Origin of the sequence: Paraglaciecola sp. L3A3 (assembly GCF_009796765.1) — a bacterium.
Taxonomy (GTDB): Bacteria; Pseudomonadota; Gammaproteobacteria; order Enterobacterales; family Alteromonadaceae; genus Paraglaciecola.
The window spans coordinates 2,473,464-2,497,703 of sequence record NZ_CP047023.1; the positions used below are offsets into that span (position 1 = coordinate 2,473,464).

20 protein-coding genes are annotated in these 24,240 nt (G+C 36.8%); 14 read left to right on the plus strand and 6 right to left on the minus strand.

Annotated features, from left to right (window positions below; genetic code table 11):
- The first annotated feature begins 8 nt into the window (after window positions 1–8).
- The 10 genes from pepN (at window position 9) to rmf (ending at window position 14,650) form a co-directional block, all read left to right on the plus strand.
- A complete protein-coding gene (pepN, locus tag GQR87_RS10375; protein ID WP_158969060.1) occupies window positions 9–2,624 on the plus strand; it encodes an aminopeptidase N in 2,616 nt (871 codons plus the stop codon).
- A gap of 5 nt (window positions 2,625–2,629) precedes the next feature.
- On the plus strand, window positions 2,630–2,854 hold the full coding sequence (locus GQR87_RS10380) for a DUF2835 family protein (RefSeq protein WP_158969062.1): 225 nt from the start codon (window positions 2,630–2,632) through the stop codon (window positions 2,852–2,854).
- 173 nt (window positions 2,855–3,027) lie between these two features.
- On the plus strand, window positions 3,028–7,866 hold the full coding sequence (locus GQR87_RS10385) for an NAD-glutamate dehydrogenase (RefSeq protein ID WP_158969064.1): 4,839 nt from the start codon (window positions 3,028–3,030) through the stop codon (window positions 7,864–7,866).
- A 59-nt stretch (window positions 7,867–7,925) separates the two neighbouring features.
- Window positions 7,926–8,933, plus strand: a complete 1,008-nt coding sequence (pyrD, locus tag GQR87_RS10390) for a quinone-dependent dihydroorotate dehydrogenase (protein ID WP_158969066.1) — start codon at window positions 7,926–7,928, stop codon at window positions 8,931–8,933.
- Between the two features lie 131 nt (window positions 8,934–9,064).
- Window positions 9,065–9,577, plus strand: a complete 513-nt coding sequence (locus tag GQR87_RS10395; protein ID WP_158969068.1) for a cell division protein ZapC domain-containing protein — start codon at window positions 9,065–9,067, stop codon at window positions 9,575–9,577.
- Window positions 9,578–9,661: 84 nt separating this feature from the next.
- Window positions 9,662–11,761, plus strand: coding sequence for a bifunctional 23S rRNA (guanine(2069)-N(7))-methyltransferase RlmK/23S rRNA (guanine(2445)-N(2))-methyltransferase RlmL (gene rlmKL / locus GQR87_RS10400; RefSeq protein ID WP_158969070.1), 2,100 nt, complete (start codon window positions 9,662–9,664; stop codon window positions 11,759–11,761).
- 4 nt (window positions 11,762–11,765) lie between these two features.
- Window positions 11,766–11,996, plus strand: a complete 231-nt coding sequence (locus GQR87_RS10405; RefSeq protein WP_158969072.1) for a glutaredoxin family protein — start codon at window positions 11,766–11,768, stop codon at window positions 11,994–11,996.
- Window positions 11,993–13,897 (plus strand): ABC transporter ATP-binding protein, encoded by a 1,905-nt coding sequence (locus GQR87_RS10410; protein WP_158969074.1) that lies wholly within the window; start codon window positions 11,993–11,995, stop codon window positions 13,895–13,897. Before GQR87_RS10405 ends, GQR87_RS10410 begins: the two co-directional genes overlap by 4 nt.
- A gap of 131 nt (window positions 13,898–14,028) precedes the next feature.
- Window positions 14,029–14,196, plus strand: coding sequence for a hypothetical protein (locus GQR87_RS10415; RefSeq protein ID WP_158969076.1), 168 nt, complete (start codon window positions 14,029–14,031; stop codon window positions 14,194–14,196).
- 277 nt (window positions 14,197–14,473) lie between these two features.
- Complete coding sequence (gene rmf, locus GQR87_RS10420; protein WP_158969078.1) at window positions 14,474–14,650, plus strand: ribosome modulation factor; 177 nt, start codon at window positions 14,474–14,476, stop codon at window positions 14,648–14,650.
- A gap of 43 nt (window positions 14,651–14,693) precedes the next feature.
- Here the strand turns inward: rmf and fabA are convergent, their stop codons facing one another.
- Window positions 14,694–15,212: a 3-hydroxyacyl-[acyl-carrier-protein] dehydratase FabA gene (gene fabA / locus GQR87_RS10425; RefSeq protein WP_158969080.1), complete on the minus strand. Its 519-nt coding sequence runs from the start codon at window positions 15,210–15,212 to the stop codon at window positions 14,694–14,696.
- Between the two features lie 116 nt (window positions 15,213–15,328).
- On the opposite strand from fabA, the gene GQR87_RS10430 reads away from it, so the two are divergent.
- Both GQR87_RS10430 and GQR87_RS10435 read left to right on the plus strand, forming a co-directional pair.
- Window positions 15,329–15,589 carry a hypothetical protein gene (locus GQR87_RS10430; RefSeq protein WP_233267452.1) on the plus strand — a complete coding sequence of 87 codons (261 nt, stop codon included), beginning with the start codon at window positions 15,329–15,331 and terminating at the stop codon, window positions 15,587–15,589.
- A gap of 19 nt (window positions 15,590–15,608) precedes the next feature.
- Complete coding sequence (locus GQR87_RS10435; protein WP_158969082.1) at window positions 15,609–16,316, plus strand: DUF1624 domain-containing protein; 708 nt, start codon at window positions 15,609–15,611, stop codon at window positions 16,314–16,316.
- Window positions 16,317–16,355: 39 nt separating this feature from the next.
- Here GQR87_RS10435 and GQR87_RS10440 read toward each other — a convergent pair whose 3' ends face one another.
- The 5 genes from GQR87_RS10440 to GQR87_RS10460 all read right to left on the minus strand — a co-directional run bounded on the left by GQR87_RS10440 (window position 16,356) and on the right by GQR87_RS10460 (window position 22,216).
- Entirely contained in the window at window positions 16,356–17,390 is a 1,035-nt protein-coding gene (locus GQR87_RS10440) for an SMP-30/gluconolactonase/LRE family protein (RefSeq protein WP_158969083.1), read from the minus strand.
- A gap of 87 nt (window positions 17,391–17,477) precedes the next feature.
- On the minus strand, window positions 17,478–18,794 hold the full coding sequence (locus GQR87_RS10445) for an MFS transporter (RefSeq protein WP_158969085.1): 1,317 nt from the start codon (window positions 18,792–18,794) through the stop codon (window positions 17,478–17,480).
- A 44-nt stretch (window positions 18,795–18,838) separates the two neighbouring features.
- Entirely contained in the window at window positions 18,839–19,993 is a 1,155-nt protein-coding gene (locus tag GQR87_RS10450; protein WP_158969087.1) for a mandelate racemase/muconate lactonizing enzyme family protein, read from the minus strand.
- Window positions 19,994–20,011: 18 nt separating this feature from the next.
- Window positions 20,012–20,692 (minus strand): GntR family transcriptional regulator, encoded by a 681-nt coding sequence (locus tag GQR87_RS10455; RefSeq protein ID WP_233267453.1) that lies wholly within the window; start codon window positions 20,690–20,692, stop codon window positions 20,012–20,014.
- Window positions 20,693–20,923: 231 nt separating this feature from the next.
- On the minus strand, window positions 20,924–22,216 hold the full coding sequence (locus GQR87_RS10460; RefSeq protein WP_158969089.1) for an NAD(P)/FAD-dependent oxidoreductase: 1,293 nt from the start codon (window positions 22,214–22,216) through the stop codon (window positions 20,924–20,926).
- Between the two features lie 355 nt (window positions 22,217–22,571).
- On the opposite strand from GQR87_RS10460, the gene GQR87_RS10465 reads away from it, so the two are divergent.
- Both GQR87_RS10465 and GQR87_RS10470 read left to right on the plus strand, forming a co-directional pair.
- The gene (locus tag GQR87_RS10465) at window positions 22,572–22,784 is read left to right on the plus strand and encodes a hypothetical protein (RefSeq protein WP_158969091.1); all 213 of its coding nucleotides are present in this window, start codon (window positions 22,572–22,574) and stop codon (window positions 22,782–22,784) included.
- 811 nt (window positions 22,785–23,595) lie between these two features.
- On the plus strand, window positions 23,596–24,198 hold the full coding sequence (locus tag GQR87_RS10470) for a class I SAM-dependent methyltransferase (protein WP_158969093.1): 603 nt from the start codon (window positions 23,596–23,598) through the stop codon (window positions 24,196–24,198).
- Window positions 24,199–24,240: the final 42 nt, after the last annotated feature.

Consider the following 24,240-nt stretch of genomic DNA (forward strand, 5'->3'; position numbering starts at 1 on the left):
AGTAAACAATGGTAACAACAAATCCAGCGGTAAAACGTAGGGCTGATTATTTACAGCCTGATTTCTATATTACAAAAGTATCCTTAAAATTTCAGTTAGACGCCACTAATACGCAGGTTTTAAATAGAATAGTTGTGACTAGAAATGGTCAACACGACCGACCTTTGGTTCTAGATGGAGAAGATATCAAATTGCTAACTGTTTTATTGGATGATCAACCGTTTACAGATTATCAAACAGATGAAACATCATTAACAGTGAATACCTTAGCAAATGAGTTCACTTTAGCCATAACAAACTCTGTCAATCCCCAAGATAACTCAAGTTTAGAAGGTTTGTATTTATCTGCAGGTGCTTTTTGCACACAATGTGAAGCAGAAGGTTTTAGAAAAATCACGTATTTCTTAGATAGACCAGATGTTTTAGCGGCCTTTGATGTGACCATTGTTGCAGATAAAACTGCGTTTCCATTTTTATTATCTAATGGTAATAAAGTTGACTCTGGAGACCTAGCTCATAATAAACATTGGGTCAAATGGTCTGATCCCTTTAACAAACCCTGTTATTTATTTGCCCTAGTGGCAGGTGATTTCGATTTATTAGAAGATCAGTTTGTTACCCAATCAGGCCGCGATATTGCCCTTCAATTATTTGTCGATAAAGGTATGGCTGAACGTGGTTATCATGCCCTTGAATCACTCAAAAAGTCTATGGCCTGGGATGAATCAGAATTTGGTTTAGAATACGATTTAGATATTTATATGATAGTGGCCGTAGATTTTTTTAATATGGGCGCAATGGAAAATAAAGGACTAAACGTTTTTAATAGTAAATTTGTTTTGGCCAATGCTGAATCAGCAACAGACGAAGATTATTTTAATATTGAAGCGGTTATTGGTCATGAATATTTTCATAATTGGACCGGAAATCGGGTGACATGTAGAGACTGGTTTCAGTTAAGTCTGAAGGAAGGGTTAACAGTTTTCCGTGATCAACAATTTAGTGCTGACATGTCATCTCCGGTTGTCAATCGTATTAAAAACGTAAGAATAATCAGAGAACATCAATTCGCTGAAGACGCCAGTGCTATGTCTCATCCTATTCGTCCAGATGAAGTGATTGAAATGAATAATTTTTACACCGTCACTGTTTACGACAAGGGAGCGGAAGTTATCCGTATGATGCATACCTTATTAGGCAAAGATGGCTTTCGAAAAGGTATGGATCTCTATTTTCAGCGGTTTGATGGTCAAGCTGTCACCTGTGATGATTTTGTGCAAGCCATGCAAGATGCAAACGACAAAGATTTATCTCAGTTTACCCTTTGGTACAGTCAATCGGGGACGCCTCTGATAGAAGTTGATGATAGTTTTGAATCTGTTACTGGGAGTTATGAAATACATTTTTCACAGAAAACAGAAGCTACTTTTGATCAAGTTAACAAACAAAATTTGTTGTTACCCATTCAATTCAGTTTATTAAATACTGATGGCACACTCATCCCATTTGATGGGGGGAATACCGAACAAATTATAGAATTAACCGAACAGAAACAAAGTTATAAAATAAACAATTTAACAGCCAAACCTGTTCCGTCTTTATTACATAATTTTACTGCGCCTGTCAGATTAAATTATAATTACAACGAAAGCGACTTAGCCAAAATTGTCTTGTACTCCCCAGACGACTTTACTCGTTGGGATGCCAGTCAAAGACTATTTAGTAATTGTATTCATAGCCTAGCCAAATTAACCGAAAGTGAACAACAATTTAAGATTAACAATACTTTAGCAGTATTTAGTGATGTGTTGGCCGACAACACACTTGATTTAGCTTTAAAAACAGAGATATTAACTATTCCCAGTTTCGAGACTCTGTTCCAGCAGGTGAATGCGGTCGATATCGATGTTTTGGCATCGTCTCGTAAAATATTACTCGCGGCGATAGCGAGTAAATTTCAGCAACAATGGTTTGCTATATATACAAGTTATTGCCCAGAGCGTTACCAATATACTATTGAGCAAGTAAAACAACGTAAGATGTCTAATTTAGTTTTAAAATATTTGGCTATTTCAGAACATAAAAATGTACAGCAGTTATTGGAAAAACAATTTGCTACTGCTGATAATATGACAGATACCTTAGGTGCCTTAGCAGCAGCTCAAAACGGTGATTTAGCTACTTTTGAACGTTTAATGACAGCATTTGAAACTAAGTGGCAAAAAGATCCTCTCGTTTTAGATAAATGGTTTGCTTTACACGCTAATACCGACCGTGAAGATATATTATCTCGTCTAGAAATGTTAATGGCTCACCAGCAATATACTATTCATAACCCAAATAGAGTAAGAGCTCTAGTGGGCAGTTTTGCTTTTTATAATGTTTCTGGTTTTCATAATAAAGATGGAAGTGGCTATAAATTTGTGGCTGATTATTTGATTAAACTGAATGATATTAATCCGCAAGTTGCTTCAAGGATTATCACTCCACTAATACAATGGCAAAAGGTTGATCCCCAACGTCAAGAAATGATGCAGCATCAATTGATGCGTATAGGAAACACAAAAGGGTTAAGTAAAGATTTGTACGAAAAAATCACCAAGAGTTTACCTTTAGGTGACTAATAAGTATGCACAGTTATTATTTTACACTCTCAATTAAGTATGACTTCTGTGAACAGTTTTATCAGCCTGGAGTTAATACTGTCATTATGACGGATGACAATGGTAAACGTATTCAATTACCAGTGTTAAATTTACGACCTTTTGTTAGTCCTACTGGGATAAAAGGTCGTTTTAGATTAGTGGTTGATAACAACAATAAATTACAAAGTTTCGAAAAAATATCAAATTAACTTTTGACTGAGTGAAATATCGACACTCAGTCAATTGTCTTCTCATATAAATAGCAAAAACTGTATATATCTCAGTATTTTGACTAGTCTATTAGTTATTGATCAGTGTTGATTAATAACTAACTATTCCAAAAATTTCTCAAACAATAAGCAAATTTGGGGTGAGTAACTATATGACAGTTGTAAATAATCAAAACTCAGTACTTTTAGAAAATGTGTGTAAATTAATACTTAAAAAAGTGGCAGCAGAGCAAGTTGAGCCAATTACTAATTTTTCAAAAATTTTATTTAATAATATCTCTAATGATGATTTAGAGGATAGAAATGTCAGTGATCTATATGGCGCCACTTTAAGCCTCTGGAATCAATTTGTTAACTATCAAGGAGACAAGCCATTTATTAGGGCTTTTAATCCTGAAATCAGTAAACATGGTTGGCAATCTACCCATACAATTGTCGAGATAATTGTACCTGATATTCCTTTTTTAGTGGATTCAGTGCGAATGGCTTTGAATTCTCAAGGCATAACTGCTCATTTATTGTTGCATAGTCCAATTGGTTTAATCCGAGATAGTGACCAAAGGTTTATGTCATTTGCAACAGCATCTACCGACGTGAAAACTTTAGTTAAACAAACGGTATTTTTGATTGAGGTTGATAGACAGACATCCAACAAAGCTTTAGAAAATCTGAGCTCTGAATTAACCTCTGTGGTAAATGATGTCTTTTTAGCGGTGCAAGATTGGAAATTGATTAGTAAAAAACTAACGTCAATTATTGATGAGTTTGATAATAACGCCAAAATTATTTCTGCTGCACAAAAAACGCAAACAAAAAAATTTTTAACTTGGTTAAATGATCATAACTTCACTTTGATGGGATATCGCTCTTATAGTGTTATTGGTATTAAAGGCGACTATCGCTGGGTGGCCGATAATAAATCAAGTTTGGGATTGATGAAAAATTCGCAAACGGACAGACAAAGAGTGTTATCAAATATTGCGACTTCAGCTAGAGAAGAAGCGCTAAGTGTTAACCCATTAATGTTGACTAAGACTAATTCTCGATCAAGGGTTCATCGTCCTGCATATTTAGATTATATCGGTATTAAACGCTTTGACGATAAAGGTAATGTAGTCGGTGAAGACAGATTTATCGGCCTATATTCCGCATCCTTCTATAACAGTAGTGCTGCGCAACTGCCTATTCTAAAGGAAAAAATCGATGCCATTGCCAAACAGTCGGGGTTTGAACCGGGATCACATGGACATAAAGCCTTTTTAAACATTATTGAAACTTACCCTAGAGATGAATTGTTACAGGGCAGTGTGCCAGAATTGGCTCAAATTATTCTCGGTATTTTTCAAATGCAAGAACGGGGAATATCTAGATTATTTGTGCGCAAAGACGTGTTCGGGCGGTTTCTATCTTGTATGATTTTTGTGCCAAGAGAGCGTTACAACACACAACTTAGAAAAGACACGCAAAAGTTACTACAAAAATCTTTTTCTAGTGAGCAAGAAGTTGAATTTACTACTTATTTTTCTGAATCTGTGTATGCCAGAACTCACTATATTGTCAGGGTTAAAAACAATAATGCGGAATATAATGTGAAGGAAATTGAAAGAAACATCATAGAGCTGAATAAAAATTGGGAAGACCAATTACAAGCCACTATTCGATTGAATCATGGAGAAGCTAAAGGTAAAAAGCTTGAACAAAAATATATCAACGCATTTTCAAGCAGTTACAAAGAAAGCAATTTACCTAGTGTGGCCTTAGTTGATATTGATAAGTTAGAACAATTAGACAGTGAACATACCCTAGATATGCTGTTTTATAGACCTCAAGAAGAAGGGGCCAATAGCAAGGTTGTCAAATTAAAACTTTTTCATAAAAAGGAACCTATTCATCTGTCAGCTGTTTTACCCATGTTAGAAAATTTTGGTTTAAGGGTGATAGACGAAAGTCCATATAAAATCAGTCCATCGGAAGGTAATGTTAACTGGATTATGGATTTTTCTATGTTACATCACAGCAGTAATGATATGGATTTAGCTCAGGCGCAATCACTTTTTCAAACTGCCTTTTCTCAGGTTTGGTATGGCGAGCTGGAAGATGACCCATTTAATCGTTTAGTGCTGGCTGGCGGTTTAACTGGTCGTAATGTGACAATATTACGTTCATACGCAAAATATATGCGTCAAATTGGTAGTTCTTTTAGTCGAGACTATATTGCCAATACTTTGTCGAATTATCCGGCTATTGCGACTAAGTTGACCAGTTTATTTATTCAAAAGTTTAATCCAACCATTCAAGCTAACCCAAAAGTGGAAGAGACAATATTGACTGATATTAAAACCCAGTTAGATAATGTTTCAAATTTAGATGACGATAGAATTATTCGTCGTTATTTAGATTTGATACTCGCCACACTAAGAACTAACTTTTTTCAAAAAGATGAAAATAACCAAGACAAGCCGTACGTTTCATACAAACTTTATCCAGAACTTATACCAGATATGCCATTGCCTAAGCCAAAGTATGAAATATTTGTTTATTCGCCAAGAATCGAAGGGGTTCATTTACGGGGCGGAAAAGTTGCACGAGGTGGCTTACGTTGGTCTGATAGACAAGAAGATTTTCGAACTGAAGTATTAGGTTTAGTTAAAGCTCAGCAAGTAAAAAATACTGTGATTGTGCCAGTGGGAGCTAAAGGTGGATTTGTTTGTAAAAAGTTGCCAATAGATCAAGGCCGTGATGCATTTCAAACTGAAGGCCAAGAGTGTTATAAGATATTTATTCGAAGTCTGTTAGATATTACAGATAATATTATTGATGGCAAAGTTGTGTATCCAAAAGATGTAGTTCGTTTGGATGACGATGATGCATATTTGGTGGTAGCTGCCGATAAAGGTACTGCCACTTTTTCGGATATTGCGAACAGTATTTCTGCTGAGTTTAATTTTTGGTTAGGCGATGCTTTTGCTTCTGGCGGTAGTATTGGTTATGACCATAAAAAAATGGGGATCACAGCCAGAGGTGCATGGGAGTCAGTGAAACGGCATTTCCGAGAATTAGGTAAAAATTGTCAAACCACTGAGTTTACTTGTGTCGCCATTGGTGACATGGCGGGTGATGTATTTGGTAATGGCATGTTGTTATCCAAACACACGCAACTAGTGTGTGCTTTTAACCACTTACATATTTTCTTTGATCCCAGTCCAGATGTTAAAAGCAGTTACAAAGAACGTAAACGTTTATTTGCCAATCCATCTCTAGGTTGGGCGGACTATGATACGTCTCTTATTTCAGGAGGTGGAGGCGTTTTTAATCGTTCAGCTAAATCTATTCATCTTTCAACCGAAATGAAAAAATGTTTGTCCACTAAACAGCAAACTATGACCCCAAATGAACTAATTCATCACGTACTGCAAATGCCAATAGATTTAATTTGGAATGGTGGGATTGGTACTTATGTTAAGAGTACAAAAGAATCTCATGCACAAGTAGGTGATAGAGCTAACGATGATGTCCGTGTTAATGGTAATCAGTTACAAGCGAAAATAATTGGTGAAGGCGGTAACTTAGGCACAACCCAATTAGGTCGAATTGAATATGCCAATAACTGTGGCCGAATCAATACTGACTTTATTGATAACGTTGGTGGTGTCGATTGTTCAGATAATGAAGTGAATATCAAAATTTTGCTTAATTCTTTAGTCAGTGCTGGGGATTTAACTAATAAACAAAGAAACAACTTTTTATATGAGATGACCGAAGAAGTTGGGGATTTAGTGATCCAAGATTGTTATCGTCAAACAGAATCCATTTCTATTTCTGAATTAGGAGGGGTTGCACAATTAAAAGAACAACTTAGATTCATTCAGGCTTTAGAGAAAGAAGGATACTTAAATCGAGAATTAGAGTTCATTCCTAATGATGATGAAATTTCAGAACGTCTTGTTAAGAATAAAGGGTTAACTCGTCCTGAATTATCAGTGTTAATTGCTTACGGTAAAATGGTCATGAAACAACAATTTAATACGCCTGAAATTACCGACAATCCGTATCATGGCAAGTTATTAATCAATGCCTTCCCAAAAAGGTTACAAACACAATTTTCTGCACAAATGCAAAATCATCCACTTAGAAGTGAAATTATAGCGACAAAATTAACCAATAATATTATTAATGATATGGGTATGAATTATGTTTTTAGAATTAAAGAAGAAACGGGGGCAAGTGTCGCAGAAATTGCTAATAGTTATGTCGCGGTGAAAGGGATTTTTGCTATGGAATACTTATGGACTGAGGTGCAATCACTTGATAATCAAATTCCATCTGAGGTTCAATTGAATATGTTAAATGTGATGCGACGCACTTTACGTAGAGCATCACACTGGTATCTTAGACATGGTAATAAAAATTTAGATATAAAAACATCGATTGATAGTTACCGAGCTTCATTTAATGATCTTTGTAAAAATATTAAACAATACTTAGTGGAAGCTGAATATCAACAACTTGAAGCGTCTTGTGCAACATTAGTCAAACAAGGTGTGCCAAAGAAAATTGCTTTCAAAGTGGCATCCTTAAGCAATATGTTCTCTTGTATGGATTTAGCACAACTTGCTGAAACAGAAAAACGCGATATAAAATTGGTATCAAGTTTGTACTTTAAACTAGGCTCAGAGCTTGAATTACATTGGTTTTTAGAACAAATCGACAAACAAACCGTCAATAATCATTGGCAAGCATTAGCTAGGGCTTCGTATCGCGAAGAACTCGTTTGGCAACAAAGATCCCTCGCTGCAGTCATGTTAGCATCGTGTGCTAAGAACCAAGATGCAGAAGCCATATTAAAAAATTGGATGGACAATAATCAAACTTTACTCGAACGCTGGTATCATATGATGTCAGAGTTCAAAACCAGTACAACTCATGAGTTTGCAAAATTTTCAGTGGCCCTTAGACAATTAATGTTGCTTAGCATTAGTGCTAATCACTGAAAAAAATAAATATTTATACAGCCCTGGTATTAACCAGGGCTTTTTTTTAAGGAAATTATATGTACTCCGTAATTCAAAAATTATTATTCACACAAGACGCCGAATGGAGTCACGATTTTTCCATAAACTGGTTAAGGCGGACCCAACACAACTTTCTAAATTGTATTTATAAACAAGATATTCCAGATAAACCTGTTGAAGTATTTGGAATAACCTTTAAGAACCCTGTGGGTTTAGCGGCGGGCTTAGACAAAAATGGAGAATGTATTGACGCATTTTCCGCTATGGGATTTGGCTTTATAGAGATTGGCACTGTCACCCCTAAACCACAGCCAGGAAATGAAAAACCTAGAATGTTTCGTTTACCTGAAGGGCAGGCGATTATCAATCGGATGGGCTTTAATAATAAAGGCGTAGATAACTTAGTTGATAATGTTAAACGGGCAAAATACACAGGTGTGTTAGGAATTAATATTGGAAAAAATAAAGATACGCCAGAAGAAAACGCCTTAGACGATTACTTAATTTGTTTAAACAAGGTTTATCAATATGCCAGTTATGTCACGGTAAATATTTCTTCACCTAACACGCCTGGTTTAAGAAATTTACAACACGGTAAAGCATTAGAAACTTTATTAGCCGGTTTAAAAAATGAACAAAACATCCTGCAAATTAAGCATAAAAAGTATGTGCCGATCCTAGTGAAGATCGCTCCCGATCTAACTGATGAAGAAATTATTAACACCTGCGATTGTTTGATCAACTCAGGGATCGATGGCGTTATCGCAACCAATACAACTTTGGACAGAGATCAAGTTAAAGGGCAGCAATATGCAAATGAAGCAGGGGGCTTAAGTGGTGCAGTGTTGACAGCTAAAAGCCAAGCCGTTGTAAGCAAAATAAATGATCATATAGCAGGTAGAATGCCGGTTATAGGGGTAGGGGGTATTCACTCCGGATCCACAGCAAAGGATAGGATCAACTCTGGATCCAAGCTGATCCAAATTTATTCTTCATTGATCTACAAGGGGCCGAAATTGATCAAGGAGATCGTAGATTTTATATAATGATCCTGCATTGATCTGATCGTTTTAGACTAAATAAATATGTGAATTAAACGCGTCTTACCTAGCAACTTATGGTAGGTTTTTAGGTAAGATTTTCTCTATATGATTTGTTGAGCGTTATGTTGCAGCCCATGTCCAATTGGTTTTGGTTTACTGAAAATAGTCAACTTATGTTGTCTATGGGATCTGAGTGGCAATGCACAACTGCATTTGGTGAAAAACAGATTGTTAACATGCCAAACGAGAAACAACTATTTAGTTTGCAAGATACAGAGTGTTATCTTTCTTTGTTAAATAGTCTGATAAATTGTGCTGCTAATTTTTCGGAAGCTCAGCTTACTCATATATTAATTAATGCCACTGCCGCCATTCAATTTCATAAACCGATTTCACCGAAAAGTTGGTTTTTCTCAGAAGTCGAAAACTTTGGGGTGCATCATAGATTATCTAGACTGACCAACCAATTAGGTGAAGGCATAGTCTTAGTGTTGATAGAAGAACAACAATTAGCCACTTGTATGCTAATTTCTAGCCGTTTATTACTGACAGAAAAGAAAGCTTTAAGCCGTTTTGAATTAATAAAAGTGGCTAAAACCAGACTCGAACCATTTTTGCTTGGCGAATGCGATCAACTCACAGCTTAAAAAATCAAAAGAAAAACCGAATAAACATGCGCTTACTGTGCAATTACCGTATAATCGCGGCCGTTTTTAGCTGCGAGTATTACTATGTTTGAATTTTTAATTACCACCTCCAAAGGGTTAGATGCACTTCTGTTAGAAGAGGTTGCAAGCATATGTCCTGATGTGGCACTGAAAAATAAACCAGGACAAGTGATATTCAGCGGAGAGTTAGTTGACGCATATAAAGTTTGTCTGTGGTCTAGATTAGCCAACCGAGTATTAGTCAAACTAGCTGAAGGTGAAGTGAACGAGGCTGAAGACGTTTATAAAATTACCGATCAAGTTAATTGGCCCACCCAGTTTGCTATTAAAGATACTTTTATGGTTGATTTTAATGGTACTAACCAGAGTATCAATAATACTCAGTTTGGCGGATTGAAAGTAAAAGATGCCATAGTCGACCAATTTTCGACCTTTTTTGATGAAAGACCCTCTGTTAGTAAAATATCTCCTAATATAAAAATTCAAGCCCGCATGTGGCGCAGTATCTTAGGTATTTATTTAGATCTCAGTGGGCAGAGTCTGCACCAAAGGAACTATCGTCTGAAAACGGGACTGGCACCTGTCAAAGAACATTTAGCAAGTGCCATGTTAATCAGAAGTGGTTGGACAAAAAATACAGCCGCTCCTTTATTAGATCCTATGTGTGGTGCAGGTACCATTGCCATCGAAGGTGCCATGATAGCGGCTAACATGGCGCCAGGTTTAAAACGAACCAGTTGGGGCTTTGATAGTTGGAAAGTACATGATGCCGAGTTATGGCAAAATTTAAGCTTAGAAGCTGAACAACAAAGAGTTGAACCTGAATGCAAAATTACCGCTAGTGATATAGATGGTGCGGTTTTGTCGATAGCCAAAGAAAATGCTCGAACAGCAGGTGTTGACCAGTATATTCAATTCATTCAACAAAATGCTTGTGAACTCAAATCAGAAGAAAACTCTGTTGGTTATCTAGTCAGTAATCCCCCTTATGGCGAACGTTTGAGTGAAGTACAACAGTTAACGCCGATTTTTCAAAAATGGGGTACTTGGTTAAAACTTGAATATAAAAATTGGTTTGTGTCCCTGCTTACTTCAGATCGTAGTTTATTACGTGAAATGAAGTTAACCGCTAAAAAAGAATACAAACTGATGAACGGTAAACTTGACTGTTTGTTGGTTAATTTTGAATTAGATGAAAAGAATTGCCAAATTCGAGAAATCAAACCACTGACTAACGATTTTATTAATCGTTTTAGCAAAAATTTGCAAAAAGCTAATAAGTGGCTAAAAAATCAAAATACTAATTGTTACCGTATTTATGATGCTGACTTACCTGAGTATAATGTTGCCATTGATCATTATCCTGGCCATCTTGTGGTGCAAGAATATTCAGCCCCTAAAGATGTCCCAGAACATAAGGCTAAAAGACGAATCAACGAAGTGATGCAATCTTTAGCGCAAGTGACAGGTCTACCTAGCGATAAAATCATCCTAAAAGTACGTGAGCAACAAAAAGGTAAAAACCAATACCAAAGAGTGTCTGAACGTAAAGAGCGTTTAGAAGTATTTGAGAATGGCGCTAAATTGTTAGTCAATTTACATGATTATTTAGATACAGGTTTATTTTTAGATCATCGAATAACTAGACAACTTGTTCAGCAAAAAGCCAAATCTAAAGATGTACTTAATTTGTTTGCTTATACAGGAAGTGTTTCGGTACATGCTGCTTTAGGTGGCGCTAAATCAGTTACCACAGTGGATATGTCTAATACCTACATAGACTGGGCAAAAGACAACTTTATTTGTAATCATTTAAAAGGTGCTTATGAATTTATCCAGGCTGATTGTTTAACTTGGTTAAAACGTAACAGAAGCCAATATGATTTAATGTTTATCGATCCACCTTCTTTTTCTAATTCTAAACGAATGGAAGACACATGGGATGTACAGAGAGACCATGTAGCATTGTTAACTGATGCCGTTAGTTGTTTAAATGCTAAAGGTGAGATTATATTTTCGAATAACCTGCGCCAATTTAAATTAGATGAAGTGGCTATACAAGCATTAGGTTTGAGTATCAAAAATATATCCAAACAAACTTTGCCTGAAGATTTTCAAAGAAATCCAAAAATTCACCATTGCTGGTTATTCACCAAAGAATAATGCTATGGAATTAATTTTATATTCTGGAAAAGACTGTTGTTTGTGCGACGAAGCAGAAACTTTAATCGAACAGATTAATGACAGGTCTATTAAATTAAGGAAAGTAGATGTTAAATCGTCTACTGAGTTATATCACCTATATGGCGCACGTATTCCTGTCATATATAGAGAAGATATTAAACAAGAATTATCTTGGCCATTTGATTCTTCTAAATTAAGAGAGTTTATATTTTGAGTTTAATGCAGTTAAAAAATGCCAGTATTATATTAGGACATCCCCCTTTATTAAACGGTATCGAATTAGTAATCCATCCTGGAGAAAGGCTGTGTCTTGTAGGACGTAACGGTTGTGGTAAATCCACCTTATTAAAAGTTATTGAAGGAGAAATCAAGCTAGATGATGGTCAACGTATGGTGAATAGCGATGTTAAAATCTCTCGTTTACCACAAGATCCGCCAGCCAGTGTTGAAAGTAGCTTGTTCGACTATGTTGCCGAAGGGTTAGCTGAAGTCGGGACCTATTTAAAAGACTATTTTCATCAAGCCGATTTAGTAGCAGAAGATCCTTCAGAAGCCAATATGAATAAATTGGAAACTTTGCAGAATTACATTGATCATCATAATGGCTGGCAATTTGAACAACGTATCCAACAAGTGTTAACCAAACTACAGCTGGATCCAAATCAGCAACTTAGTAATTTATCCGGCGGATGGCGAAGAAAGGCTGCCTTAGCCAGAGCCATGGCCAGTGATCCAGATATATTATTACTAGATGAGCCTACCAACCACCTTGATATTGATATGATTAAATGGCTTGAAGAAGCCGTTAGTAATTATGATGGTGCAGTAGTGTTTGTTAGTCATGATAGGGCATTCATTAGAAAGGTAGCCAGTAGGATCATTGATTTAGACCGTGGTAGCTTAGTGAGTTACCCAGGTAACTATCAAGAATATCTTGATCAAAAAACCCATGATTTAGAAGTTGAAGAAGCACAGAATGCTTTATTTGATAAAAAATTAAGTATTGAAGAAACTTGGATACGTCAAGGAGTGAAAGCCAGACGTACTAGAAATGAGGGTAGGGTACGCGCTTTAAAGGCGCTACGTTTAGAGCATTCGCAACGTGCTAATAAGTTAGGCAAAGCAAAAGTCAGTGTTAGTGAAGCTAAATCGTCTGGAAAAATTATTTTCGAGACAGAAGATTTACATTACGTTATTGGCGATAAACTGATTGCTGAATCGTTAACCTGCACCATAATGCGTGGTGAAAAACTGGCGTTAGTGGGTGGAAATGGCTGTGGTAAGAGTACCTTAATCAAATTATTGCTGGGCCAATTACAACCGACCTCTGGTACGGTTAAATCTGGCGCAAACCTAGAAGTAGCCTACTTTGACCAGCATAGAGACCAACTAGATGGTGAGTTACGCGTAATCGATACTATTGCTGACGGTAAACGTGAAGTAACTATCAATGATAAAACTAGACACGTTATGAGTTACTTACAAGACTATTTGTTTACTCCAGAGCGTGTTAACTCTCCTGTTAAGTCTCTTTCTGGTGGTGAAAAAAATCGTTTGTTATTAGCAAAATTAATGCTCAGACCCAGCAACTTATTAATACTCGATGAGCCAACCAATGACCTAGATGTAGAAACCTTAGAGTTATTAGAAGATACAATTTCTAATTATCCTGGCACAGTGATATTAGTTAGCCATGATAGGGAATTTGTCGATAATGTCGTGACTAGTAGTTTCTACTTTGAAGGTAATGGTGTAATTAAGGAATTTGTTGGTGGCTGTACCGACATTAATAATTGGTATCAACAATTAGCCGCAAGTAAGAAGTCAAATACTGAAACAAAATCTAGTAATAAAGGTTCTAAGAATAAAGCACCATCTGAAACTAAAAGCAAAAAACTCTCATATAAGTTACAACTTGAATTAGAATCGTTACCTTTAAAAATCGAAACACTTGAGAATCAGGTTAAACAATTGCAAGGGCAAGTAAATGATCCTGAATTTTTCAAGCAAGATGAGTTAGAGACCGCTTCATTACTTTCTGAATTGACAGAAGCTGAAACTCAGCTTACTCAGTCTTATGAAAGGTGGGACGAAATTGAAAGTATGCTCGAATAGTCAAATTAGCAGTAGGCAGAGGGCAAGGAAGTTTTTACCATTTTCCTCATACCTTTGAAGATAATACAGATACTACTTATGTACTTAATAATTTTTCTTTCCGAGCTTTTGCTACACAAAATGGTTATGTAGTGGAATTGCTTACTGTTAAACTTGAGCCTATTCAAGGATGGGCAGAGGAAGAGTGTGAACCATCTGATATTGATAAGCCTCAAAAAAGGCAAGGTGCGAGCGCCTTTTGGTTTGTGCCGTTTTCGATTTTATCACTTGGTTTTAGACGCTTTAAAAAATCATCTTAATAGAATTATAATCTCGTCTTTTTATAATAACCCCCCGCTAACTTGCGGGGTTTATTTTATGTAAAATACCGCTTCCATTTCTATATTACAATTTTATTACAAAAACGGTTTTTTATACAAAAACGGTTTATACCAAAAAAAAACATCCATTCAATAAGTTAAATAAAGTCAATAAATAAAGTCACTATTTGCTATTGAACCAAATAGGCTGATCCACTATCTCTATTACGTGGTTTACTTAACCACAGATCATTTGCAATAGAAAAGAGGAAACTTAATGAAAAGACAAAAAAGAGACAAGCTCTCTCGAGCTCATTCAAAAGGTTATCAAGCAGGTATTACAGGTAGATCAAAAGACAATTGTCCATTTCAAGCTTCAGGCGCTCGTTCTGAATGGTTAGGAGGGTGGCGAGAAGCCATAGGTGATAGACACACCGGCCTCATCAGCAGATAAAAAAAGCCCCAAATGGGGCTTTTTTACTAAACAAAGAAGGGTGTTAAAACTTACTGGTATCTTGGAACAAACCTACTTTCAAATCTTTAGCTTGATAGATAATACGTCCGTCTACTGCGACTGAACCATCACCTAAGCCCATATAGAGTTTACGTTTAATTACACGTTTCATATCAATACGGTATGTCACTTTTTTCGCTGTAGGTAAAATTTGCCCAGTGAATTTTACTTCACCCACACCTAATGCACGTCCTTTACCTGGACCTCCGCACCAACCTAAAAAGAAACCAACAAGTTGCCACATTGCATCAAGACCTAAACAGCCTGGCATAACAGGATCACCTGGAAAGTGGCAATCAAAAAACCATAAATCAGGTGTGATATCTAATTCAGCAATAATATACCCTTTATCATGCTCGCCACCTGTTTCATGAATTTCAACAACCCGATCCATCATTAACATATTTGGTGCAGGTAATTGGCTGTTTCCAGGTCCAAATAACTCTCCACGGCTACAGGCTAAAAGTTCTTCTTTAGTAAAGCTATTTTGTTGTATTGTCATTCTATATACTTATGTTAATAATCTTGAGGGGTAATTTAGCGAACACTTGTACGCTAGACAACTCTGAACAGTGATTATTTTCATTTTTTATGCAATTAGTTTAAAAAGGTTACACATTGACTAGCACAATTAAAACAAAACGTAGCGCTAATGCCGAAAAACAAAAACGTTTTAGAGAAAGACAAAAAGAAAATGGTAAAAAACAGGTTAGGGGATATGTTACCCCTGAGGCCATGAAATGTTATCAAGAAATAGCTGATAAGACGAATTGGACAGACAGTGAAATTTTAACCAACTCGTTACGCATAACCTACGCGGCTTATAAATGTGGACAAATTAAGCTATTAAATGAATGGCTTAAAGACAATCAAAAATAAATCATCGCTAAATTAAATAATGAAAACTAAACACACTAAAAGAATATTCGAACTCGATGCACTTAGAGGAATTGCTATTGTATTGATGATTATTTTTCACTTTGGTTATGATCTCGTGACATTTGGTTGGGCTCAGTATAATACAGGCGTCGATATAGAGTGGAGGACCTTCAGAGCTGTCATTGTGAGTTGTTTTTTATTGGCTGTCGGCATGAGCAGTTATTTGGCATACCATCAGCAGATAAATTTTAGAAAGTTATTTTTTGCCATCGGTAAGCTTTTAGCTGTATCTATATTTATATCTATCAGTAGTTTGTATATGTATCCGAACTCTTGGGTGTATTTTGGCATTATTCACCTCATAACTGTTTCGCTATTACTCTCTGTATTATTTGTCCGTATCCCTCACATAAGCGCTGTTATCGGTACTTTAATCATACTAGGGTATGCCTTTGATTTTATCAGTATGAATAATATCTGGCTGTGGAGTGTTGAAAATTTAGGTATCCCTAAACGAACTGTTGATTTAGCTAGTTTTATTCCATGGTTTGGGGTGGTGTTATTAGGGATTTTTGTGATGCATAAGCAAATATTTAAATTGTCTGCACCAGCAAACAAATATACTGAATTTTTGGCTTTATTGGGTAAGCATTCTTTAGTGATATATTTAATTCATCAACCTATTATTTTTGCTGGGTTGTCACTCGTTGCCTATATCATTGAATAAAAGTAAAGGCCGATATAACCGCTATATCAGCCTTTTATATTAACGGGTTTTAAGCGGAACACTCATCAAATAATCATCAGCCGAGATAAACAAATAATCTTCATTAGTGGTTAAAGCACAATTTGATGTATTTTCGCCGGTCCTAATAATAGCTAAAAGTTTAGCCTCAGGCGTTAGCAACCAAACGCCACCTGGGCCGGTAGCGAATATGACACCACTAGAATGTACGGCTAAGCCATCAGCGCCACCTTTATGACCTGCAGTACCAGCCAGATGGTTAGCATCATAAAAACGTCGCTTGTTTTCGACATTGCCATGCGTATTCACATCATAGGCAACCCAATGCTGATCTTTTGCATCCGAAACAGCTACGTATAAAGTTTTTTCATCTGGTGATAAACCAATACCATTTGGGAAGGTCAGTTGATCATCAAGTAAAGTTAATTCGCCAGCTTCTGTTAGGCGATATATACCACTGAAGGGCAATTGTTGCATTCTGTCAGGATCGGTTTTGTTCAAGCCGTAGGTAGGATCAGTAAAGTAGATATCGCCATTGCTGTGTTGAACCAAATCATTGGGACTGTTTAAACGTTTATCTCCATAGTGTGACACCAGTTTTGTGAATTTGTGTTTTGGCGCAGATGTGGGGGCATCCATAATCGAAATTTGCCTAGCACCTTGTTGCATTAATACTAGCTGCTTTTGATTATTGATTAATAAACCATTCGAACCACCACCTGTGCCTGATTCTGCAGTGTTATAACCTGGATTCGCCATATATAAACTAGTGCCTGCTTTAGGATCGTATTTTAAAATTTTGTTATTGGGAATATCAGAAAATATTAAGTACTGTCCATCCTCTATCCAAGTCGGCCCTTCTATCCAAGTAAACCCTTCGCCACGAATACTGATACGCGTATCTTTATTAATATACTGTAAAGCTTGATCATCAAATATTTCGACAAAACCAACTGTTTTACTGGTTTCAGGTAAAACAACATAAGTGTTATGGGTAATGTTATCTGCTTGGCAACCGCTGATAGCCACAATCATTGCTAGGAGTATTTTTTTCATTTTTTTGGATCCTTATTAAGCAAATGTAAAAAAGCCGTATTAAAGCTAAGCTAATACGGCTATAAAATAATATTTGTTTAGCTACAGTTACGCTTCTTTTTTATCACCAGGTAAAACCACACGTTCAATTTTGCCCACTAGGAACAAATAAGAACAAAAGCCAATACAAGCTAAAGAAGCAATAAAGAATAGTGCAGGGCGGAAATCTCCGTCAGTCACTAAAAACCCAATCACAACAGGAACAATTACACCGGCTAAACTACCGACGGCATTCATACAACCACCGACTAAACCAATAAGTTGCTTAGGGGCCAATAGAGAAACAAATATCCAAGCGATAGACGACAAGCCATTACCAAAAAATGCGATAGATAAAAATGTAATGATTAAGGTAGTGTCGTCAGTATAGTTTGCGCCAATAATAAACATAGATAACAACATGCCAATAATCATAGGGGTTTTACGTGACACTTCTTTCGATACCCCTTTTCGAACTAAGAAATCAGAGAAAAATCCAGAGATTAACACCCCACAAAATGCTGCAATAAAGGGGATTGACGCAAGAAAACCAGATTTAATAAAGCTTAGGCCGCGATATTCAACTAAGTAGGTAGGAAACCAAGTTAAGAAAAATATTAGGGTGCCACCTAGACAAAATTGTCCAATATAAATTCCCCATAATTTTTGGTTTGAAAATACTATCTTAAGGTTTTCTTTAGTTAATTTAGATTCATTTTTTTCAACCACAGGCTCTGCCACTTGCACTTCATCTTGACTAATGTGATCAAGTTCAGCTTGATTAGCGCCTTTATGGTCTTCTGGGTCTCGATAAAATACATACCAAATGGCTGCCCAAACAAAGCCAACTAAACCAGACACGATAAACAGTCCTCTCCAACCGAAAGCATCTTGAATGACTACTAATACAGGCATTAAAAAGGCTAAACCAATAAATTGCCCAGAAGTGTAAATAGCAATCGCTGATGCCCGCTCATTTTCAGGAAACCAACTGGTGACTATTTTGTTATTACACGGATAGGAAGGAGCCTCAAATACACCAATCGCCATTCTTAAACCAATTAAGGCACCAAATGAGCTCACCAGACCTTGAACTAAGGTGGCGGCTGACCATAAAACCAAAATAACAGGATATAAAATTCGCGCTTTGACAAAATCAACGACAATTCCGCCTGGTATTTGACAGATCGAATAGGTCCAACCAAAAGCTGAAAATATTAAGCCCATTTGAATCGATGTCAGCTGTAATTCATCTGTAAGTGCTGCCGCAGCAACTGAGATATTAGTTCGGTCCATGTAATTAATAACTACGCTAAGGAATATTAAACTTAATATTTGAAATCTTTTGCGCGTCGGCTTTTCTTGCACTGGTACAGATGTTTGCATAATTTTAGCTCTTATTATTTATGAGTGATGAAAGTTAAAAGAATTTACCAATTAGTGTACGACCCATCTTTTTTAATTAAACGAGGGGCTTCCCAATACTTAAAATCTAGATCTTTAATGAGATGTTCATTTACATCTACACCAAGACCAGGCTCGTCAGTGACTTGGAATGTATTATTTTTGACTAAAGGACGATTGATAAAATATCTATCAAAATCCGACATATCACCGTCGTAAGGGTTTAATTCTAACCAAGCCATATTGCTAATCGCTGCACAATAATGGATGGAAGCTGCGGTACAAATTGGACTAAGTGGGTTATGTGGCATCATGTCTATATAATGTGATTCACACATAGCGGCAATTTTCATTGATTCGGTGAAACCACCTGCATTACATATATCGACACGGCCGAAATTTGTGATATTTTTTTCAACATAAGGGGCAAAATCCCACTTACTGGTAAACTCTTCACCGATAGCAAATGGTACATCGCACATTTGACGCAAGGCTTGATATGCTGCAGGTGATTCGTCACGAATAGGCTCTTCGATAAAATCTAAGGTACCTCTAGGCATACGTTGAATGAAGGAAACCGCTTCAGGCACCGACAATCTATGGTGGTAATCCATGCCCAGAATAATATCTTCACCTAAAGCTTCTCTAGATTTACGTAACCATTTGGCAATTAATACCAGATTTTCTGTTGGCTCTAAAATAGTAGGTTTATCAGCTACACCATTTAAACCATGAGTGGTACGAATTACGTTCCAACCATCGTCTTTAAGCCGAAGTACATCATCAATTAATTCAGGTCCCATCGCTTTTGCACTGGTAGCGAATAAAGGAATATTATTTCTTTGTTTACCGCCAAGTAATTTATATACAGGTATATTCATACTTTTAGCGACTAGATCATGTAAAGCAATGTCTATTGCAGCAATTGCAGCGGCTAGTACGCGGCCTCCTTCAAAATATTGACCACGGTACATTTCTTGCCACATACCACCAATTTGAGTGGGATCTCGGCCAATTAAAAATTCACTGAAATGTTCTACTGCCCCCATCACAGCTTTTTCTCTACCAGATAGGCCCGATTCTCCCCAGCCGTATATCCCTTCGTCTGTTTCTACTTTTACTAAGCAGACATTTCGAATGCCGGCCCAAAAGCCATAGGCTTTTACATTTGTTATTTTCATTTATGACTAAACCTTAAATTATCGAAAGTGTTTCGACCAATATTGACCACTATTATCTATATGTTTATCCAGCACGCGCATCACCGCTGTTACATCTCGTTTCTCGATGCCATTCAAAATTTCTTGGTGTTCGAGTAAACTTTGTTCAAAACGTGTAGATGAAAAGCCTAGAGTGGCGTGGAAAGCTTGCAGCATTAATCGATTTTTTTGCCATAAACCGAAGGCACGTTGATTATAATGATGGCTATACATAAGAGCGTGAAAATCTGCATCTAACTCTCGATAACGGATATAAGCAGAAGGAGAAAGGTTGTGCATTTCTTCTAAAATAGCTTTTAGCTCAGTCATTTGTTCTGCCGAATGTTCACGAATAAACCATTCAATTAGATAAGGTTCGAGTAACTGCAATATTTCGAATACATCGCGCATGGTATGAAATTCAAATTTAGTTACTCTTGAACCACTATTAGGCAAAATAGTAACAAAACCTTCACCTTGTAATTGCTTCAGTGCTTCTCGTACAGGGTTGATGCTGGTATTATATTGTTTGGCTAACGCAGTGGTAACAAGCCTGTCACCGCTGACTAATTTACCTTTAGCTATGTCATTCAATATTTTTGTGTAAATTGTGTCTTCTTCAGATATTAATTTACTGTCTGTATTATTATTGTTACTACCCATTTCAATCACATTATTCATTATAAATTACACACAATATTACTTAAAATTTGCAATAACTCAATAAATAATTCTTTTTCAGCGATATAAATTAACTTAATTTCAACAGAATATAGGGGGTTTGGCATTATTAGCCTCACAATGATAGCAAATCAAATAACAGAGGCTTAGAGAGATTATGGAAATTATAGCTAACAATTAGTATTGGTTGTGCAGCACAACCAATACTTAATACATACTTTTTAGACAGATTTAATGTAGTTTTAATTTAGTGCCAACTAAATTACTGACTTTACGGCTAAGCAATACAAAAATGCCTTTTACCCAACCATGTACTGCGAATTGATGCATGTTATACAAAGATATATAAACCAATCTCGCTAATCTCCCTTCAATAAACATACTGCTATTTGACAAACTGCCCATTAAAGAACCGACTGTGCTGTATTTACTCAAATGAACAAGTGAACCGTAGTCAGTATATTTAAACGCTTTAAGTGGCTTAGACTTAAACGTATTAATTATATTGGTGGCAACGGTAGATGCCATTTGATGAGCTGACTGAGCACGGGGAGGCACCCAAGTGCCATTTTCTTGCTTAAAACCACAACAATCGCCTAATACATAAATACATTTATCCACTGTGCTTTTGAGTTGTGGCGTGACTAATATTTGCTGTGCTCTATTGGTTTCGAAAATACCAAGTTGTTGAATAAAATCTGGTGCTTTTACCCCTGCTGCCCACACCATGAGATCAGCCTCAATTAATTCATTATCACTAGTAACAAAACCTTCTTTTTGAGCCTTAGCAACCCTTGTACCTTCTAATACTGTGATACCCAACTGACTTAATGCTCCGCGAGCAGAGTTGGCTATTCGTTCAGGCAAGGCAGGAAGAATTCGATCACCAGCTTCGATAATAGAAATTTTTAATCTATCAGCCGACATTTTTGGCATACCATAAGATCTTGCCAAATTGGCGACATGGTGTAATTGTGCGGCTAATTCTGTTCCTGTTGCGCCACCGCCTACTATGGCAACTTGTAAGGTTTTACTGTCATCGGACTGTTGATTAATTCTTAATAATTGATTTAATAATGCTTTATGAAAACGTTCAGCTTGAGTTAACGAATCTAAGAAGTATGCAAATTCACTTACTCCTAGGGTGCCAAAATCGTTACTGACACTGCCAATCGCTAATACTAGGTAATCGTATGATATTTGCCTTTCTGGCAAGAGCTGCTCACCACTTTCATCTGCGAGGGGATCTAACGTAATCAACTTTTGCTGGTGGTCAATATGACTCATACAGCCTAATTGAAATTGATATTTCAACCGAGCAGCATGAATACTGTAATCAACGCCATCAGAATTTTTATCTATGACCCCAGCAGCTACCTCGTGTAATAAAGGTTTCCACACATGAGTAGGGTGTTTATCGACTAAGATTATTTCGGCTAAATTTTGCTTACCTAAGGTTTTGCTTAGCCGGCTAACTAGCTCTAAGCCACCTGCACCTCCGCCTACAATGACAATTTTTTGCATGATAATAATCCTTAAAATTTAAAATAAAAAAGAGGCACTTGACTTGTTTTAGACACCGACAAAGAATTGTCATAAATAATGTGCGAAAAAATTAGAAAAAAACGCGAAAAAAAAGCACTGGAGTAACAAGTCGAAAAGCAATGGAAGTATTTTCTCATACTGTTTATAAAACTGTCTATCCCTTGTTTAGACACTAGTTGCATATAAAAGATAAACAAGGTCCCTTTAACTTTATCCCACTAAAAATAAAGTCTATCAGCAGACTTGATTTACGAATACATTTATTCTTGAATAATGTATTGCATTTAATTTTGAATATTGCATACTCTATTCAAAATAACATTTAAGGTTAAACATGAACAATAAAAAGACCCAGTTAAACAGTACACATGGTGGCATCAGAAAAGGAGCTGGCCGACCAAAAATCGCCCAACCTAAACAAAGCATTAGTTTACGATTGCACCCAGAAGTTGTTGGTTGGATCGACAGACAAGATGGTAACAGAGCAGAAGTAATTGAACGTTTAGTCAGAGCAGAAAAAGATGAACAGTTAGATATGTTTGGCTAGGTGTATAAAATACGCTTCGCACACTAAGATTATGCACTTCGTGCACAGAGCATGGCTACGCCACTTTTGCGCTGCGCGCACTAAGATTATTCACTGCGTTCACCAAGCATTCGCGTTGCTCACTGTCATCCATGACGTTTTTGACTCACATCCGTGAGAGCCAGTTACTCATGTTATGAAATACATCCCTATATTTCACCCTTCGGGCCGCACTAAAGTGCGTTCTAAATTTATCCAGTAAATTTAGTCAACAGCCAAGAAAGAGTAACCAGAAAGAGGCCGCGCTCCAGCAAAGCTCTGATTCTATTTTTTATAAACTCCTAAGGCCGTGCACTCTCTATTAAAGTAATAGGTTCCCGACAAAACACCACTCAATTGGCTATCCATGCCAATTGTCCTTTAGAGTTTGTAATAAAAAATAGCGAGCTTTGAGTCGCGGGTAAATCAAAAGCATTCACTTCGTTCATAAAGCATGGCTGCGCCATTAAAAACTGCCGTGAACTCAAATTTCGTCATTCCGGTAGTCTTTTGAGCCGGAATCCATTCTTTTAAAAGCAGTGCCTAGCCGCGAGAATCGAGTCAATAGCCTAAAAAGAATTTGTTACAGTGCATACAGAGGAATAAGCAATAGAATAAATAGAGTGGTTTTTCCCACAATCATTATATTTTGCACATGGAGACGTTATTCGTTATAACTGAAGATCTTATGGGCGCATAAAAAGTGGCGAGAATGAAATTGGACAAATTGTCGTTAACCAAATATTTTTGGCGTTAACTAATTAGTTAGCCAATAAAAAGAGGATAATCACATATGTGGGATCAAAGATATAACGAAGATGGGTTTGCCTATGGATTTGACCCAAATGATTTTTTGAGATCTGAGTATTTACGAATACCACAGGGAGGGCGAGTACTTTGTTTAGCTGAAGGAGAAGGTAGAAACGCAGTCTTTCTAGCTAAGCAGGGCTATGCAGTCACAGCAATTGACCAGTCTTCGGTTGGCCTTGAAAAGGCTAAAAACCTTGCTATTGAGAATGGCGTAGAAATATCAACGATAGTTGCTGACTTGGCAGACTACGACATTGGCAGCGAGATTTGGGATGGTATTGTTTCTATTTCAGCACATATGCCACCTGAGGTGCGTAAAAAACTGCATGGTCAAGTTATTAATTCTTTGACTAAAGGTGGGGTTTTCATTTTAGAGGCTTATACGGAACGCCAAATTGAAATGGATGGGATCGGCGGGCCTCCACCGTCACAAAAGGAAATGTTTATGTCTCTGAAAGAGTTAAAATCTGAGCTTAACGGCCTAGATTTTGTTTTTGGTTCTGAAGCGGAACGACATATTTCAGAAGGAAAATATCATCAAGGACAAAGCGCTGTTGTGCAGATTATTGCCTGTAAAGGCGGCTGAGCCTAATCCGTTAGCCCTACGACTACGCACTCGACTACATGG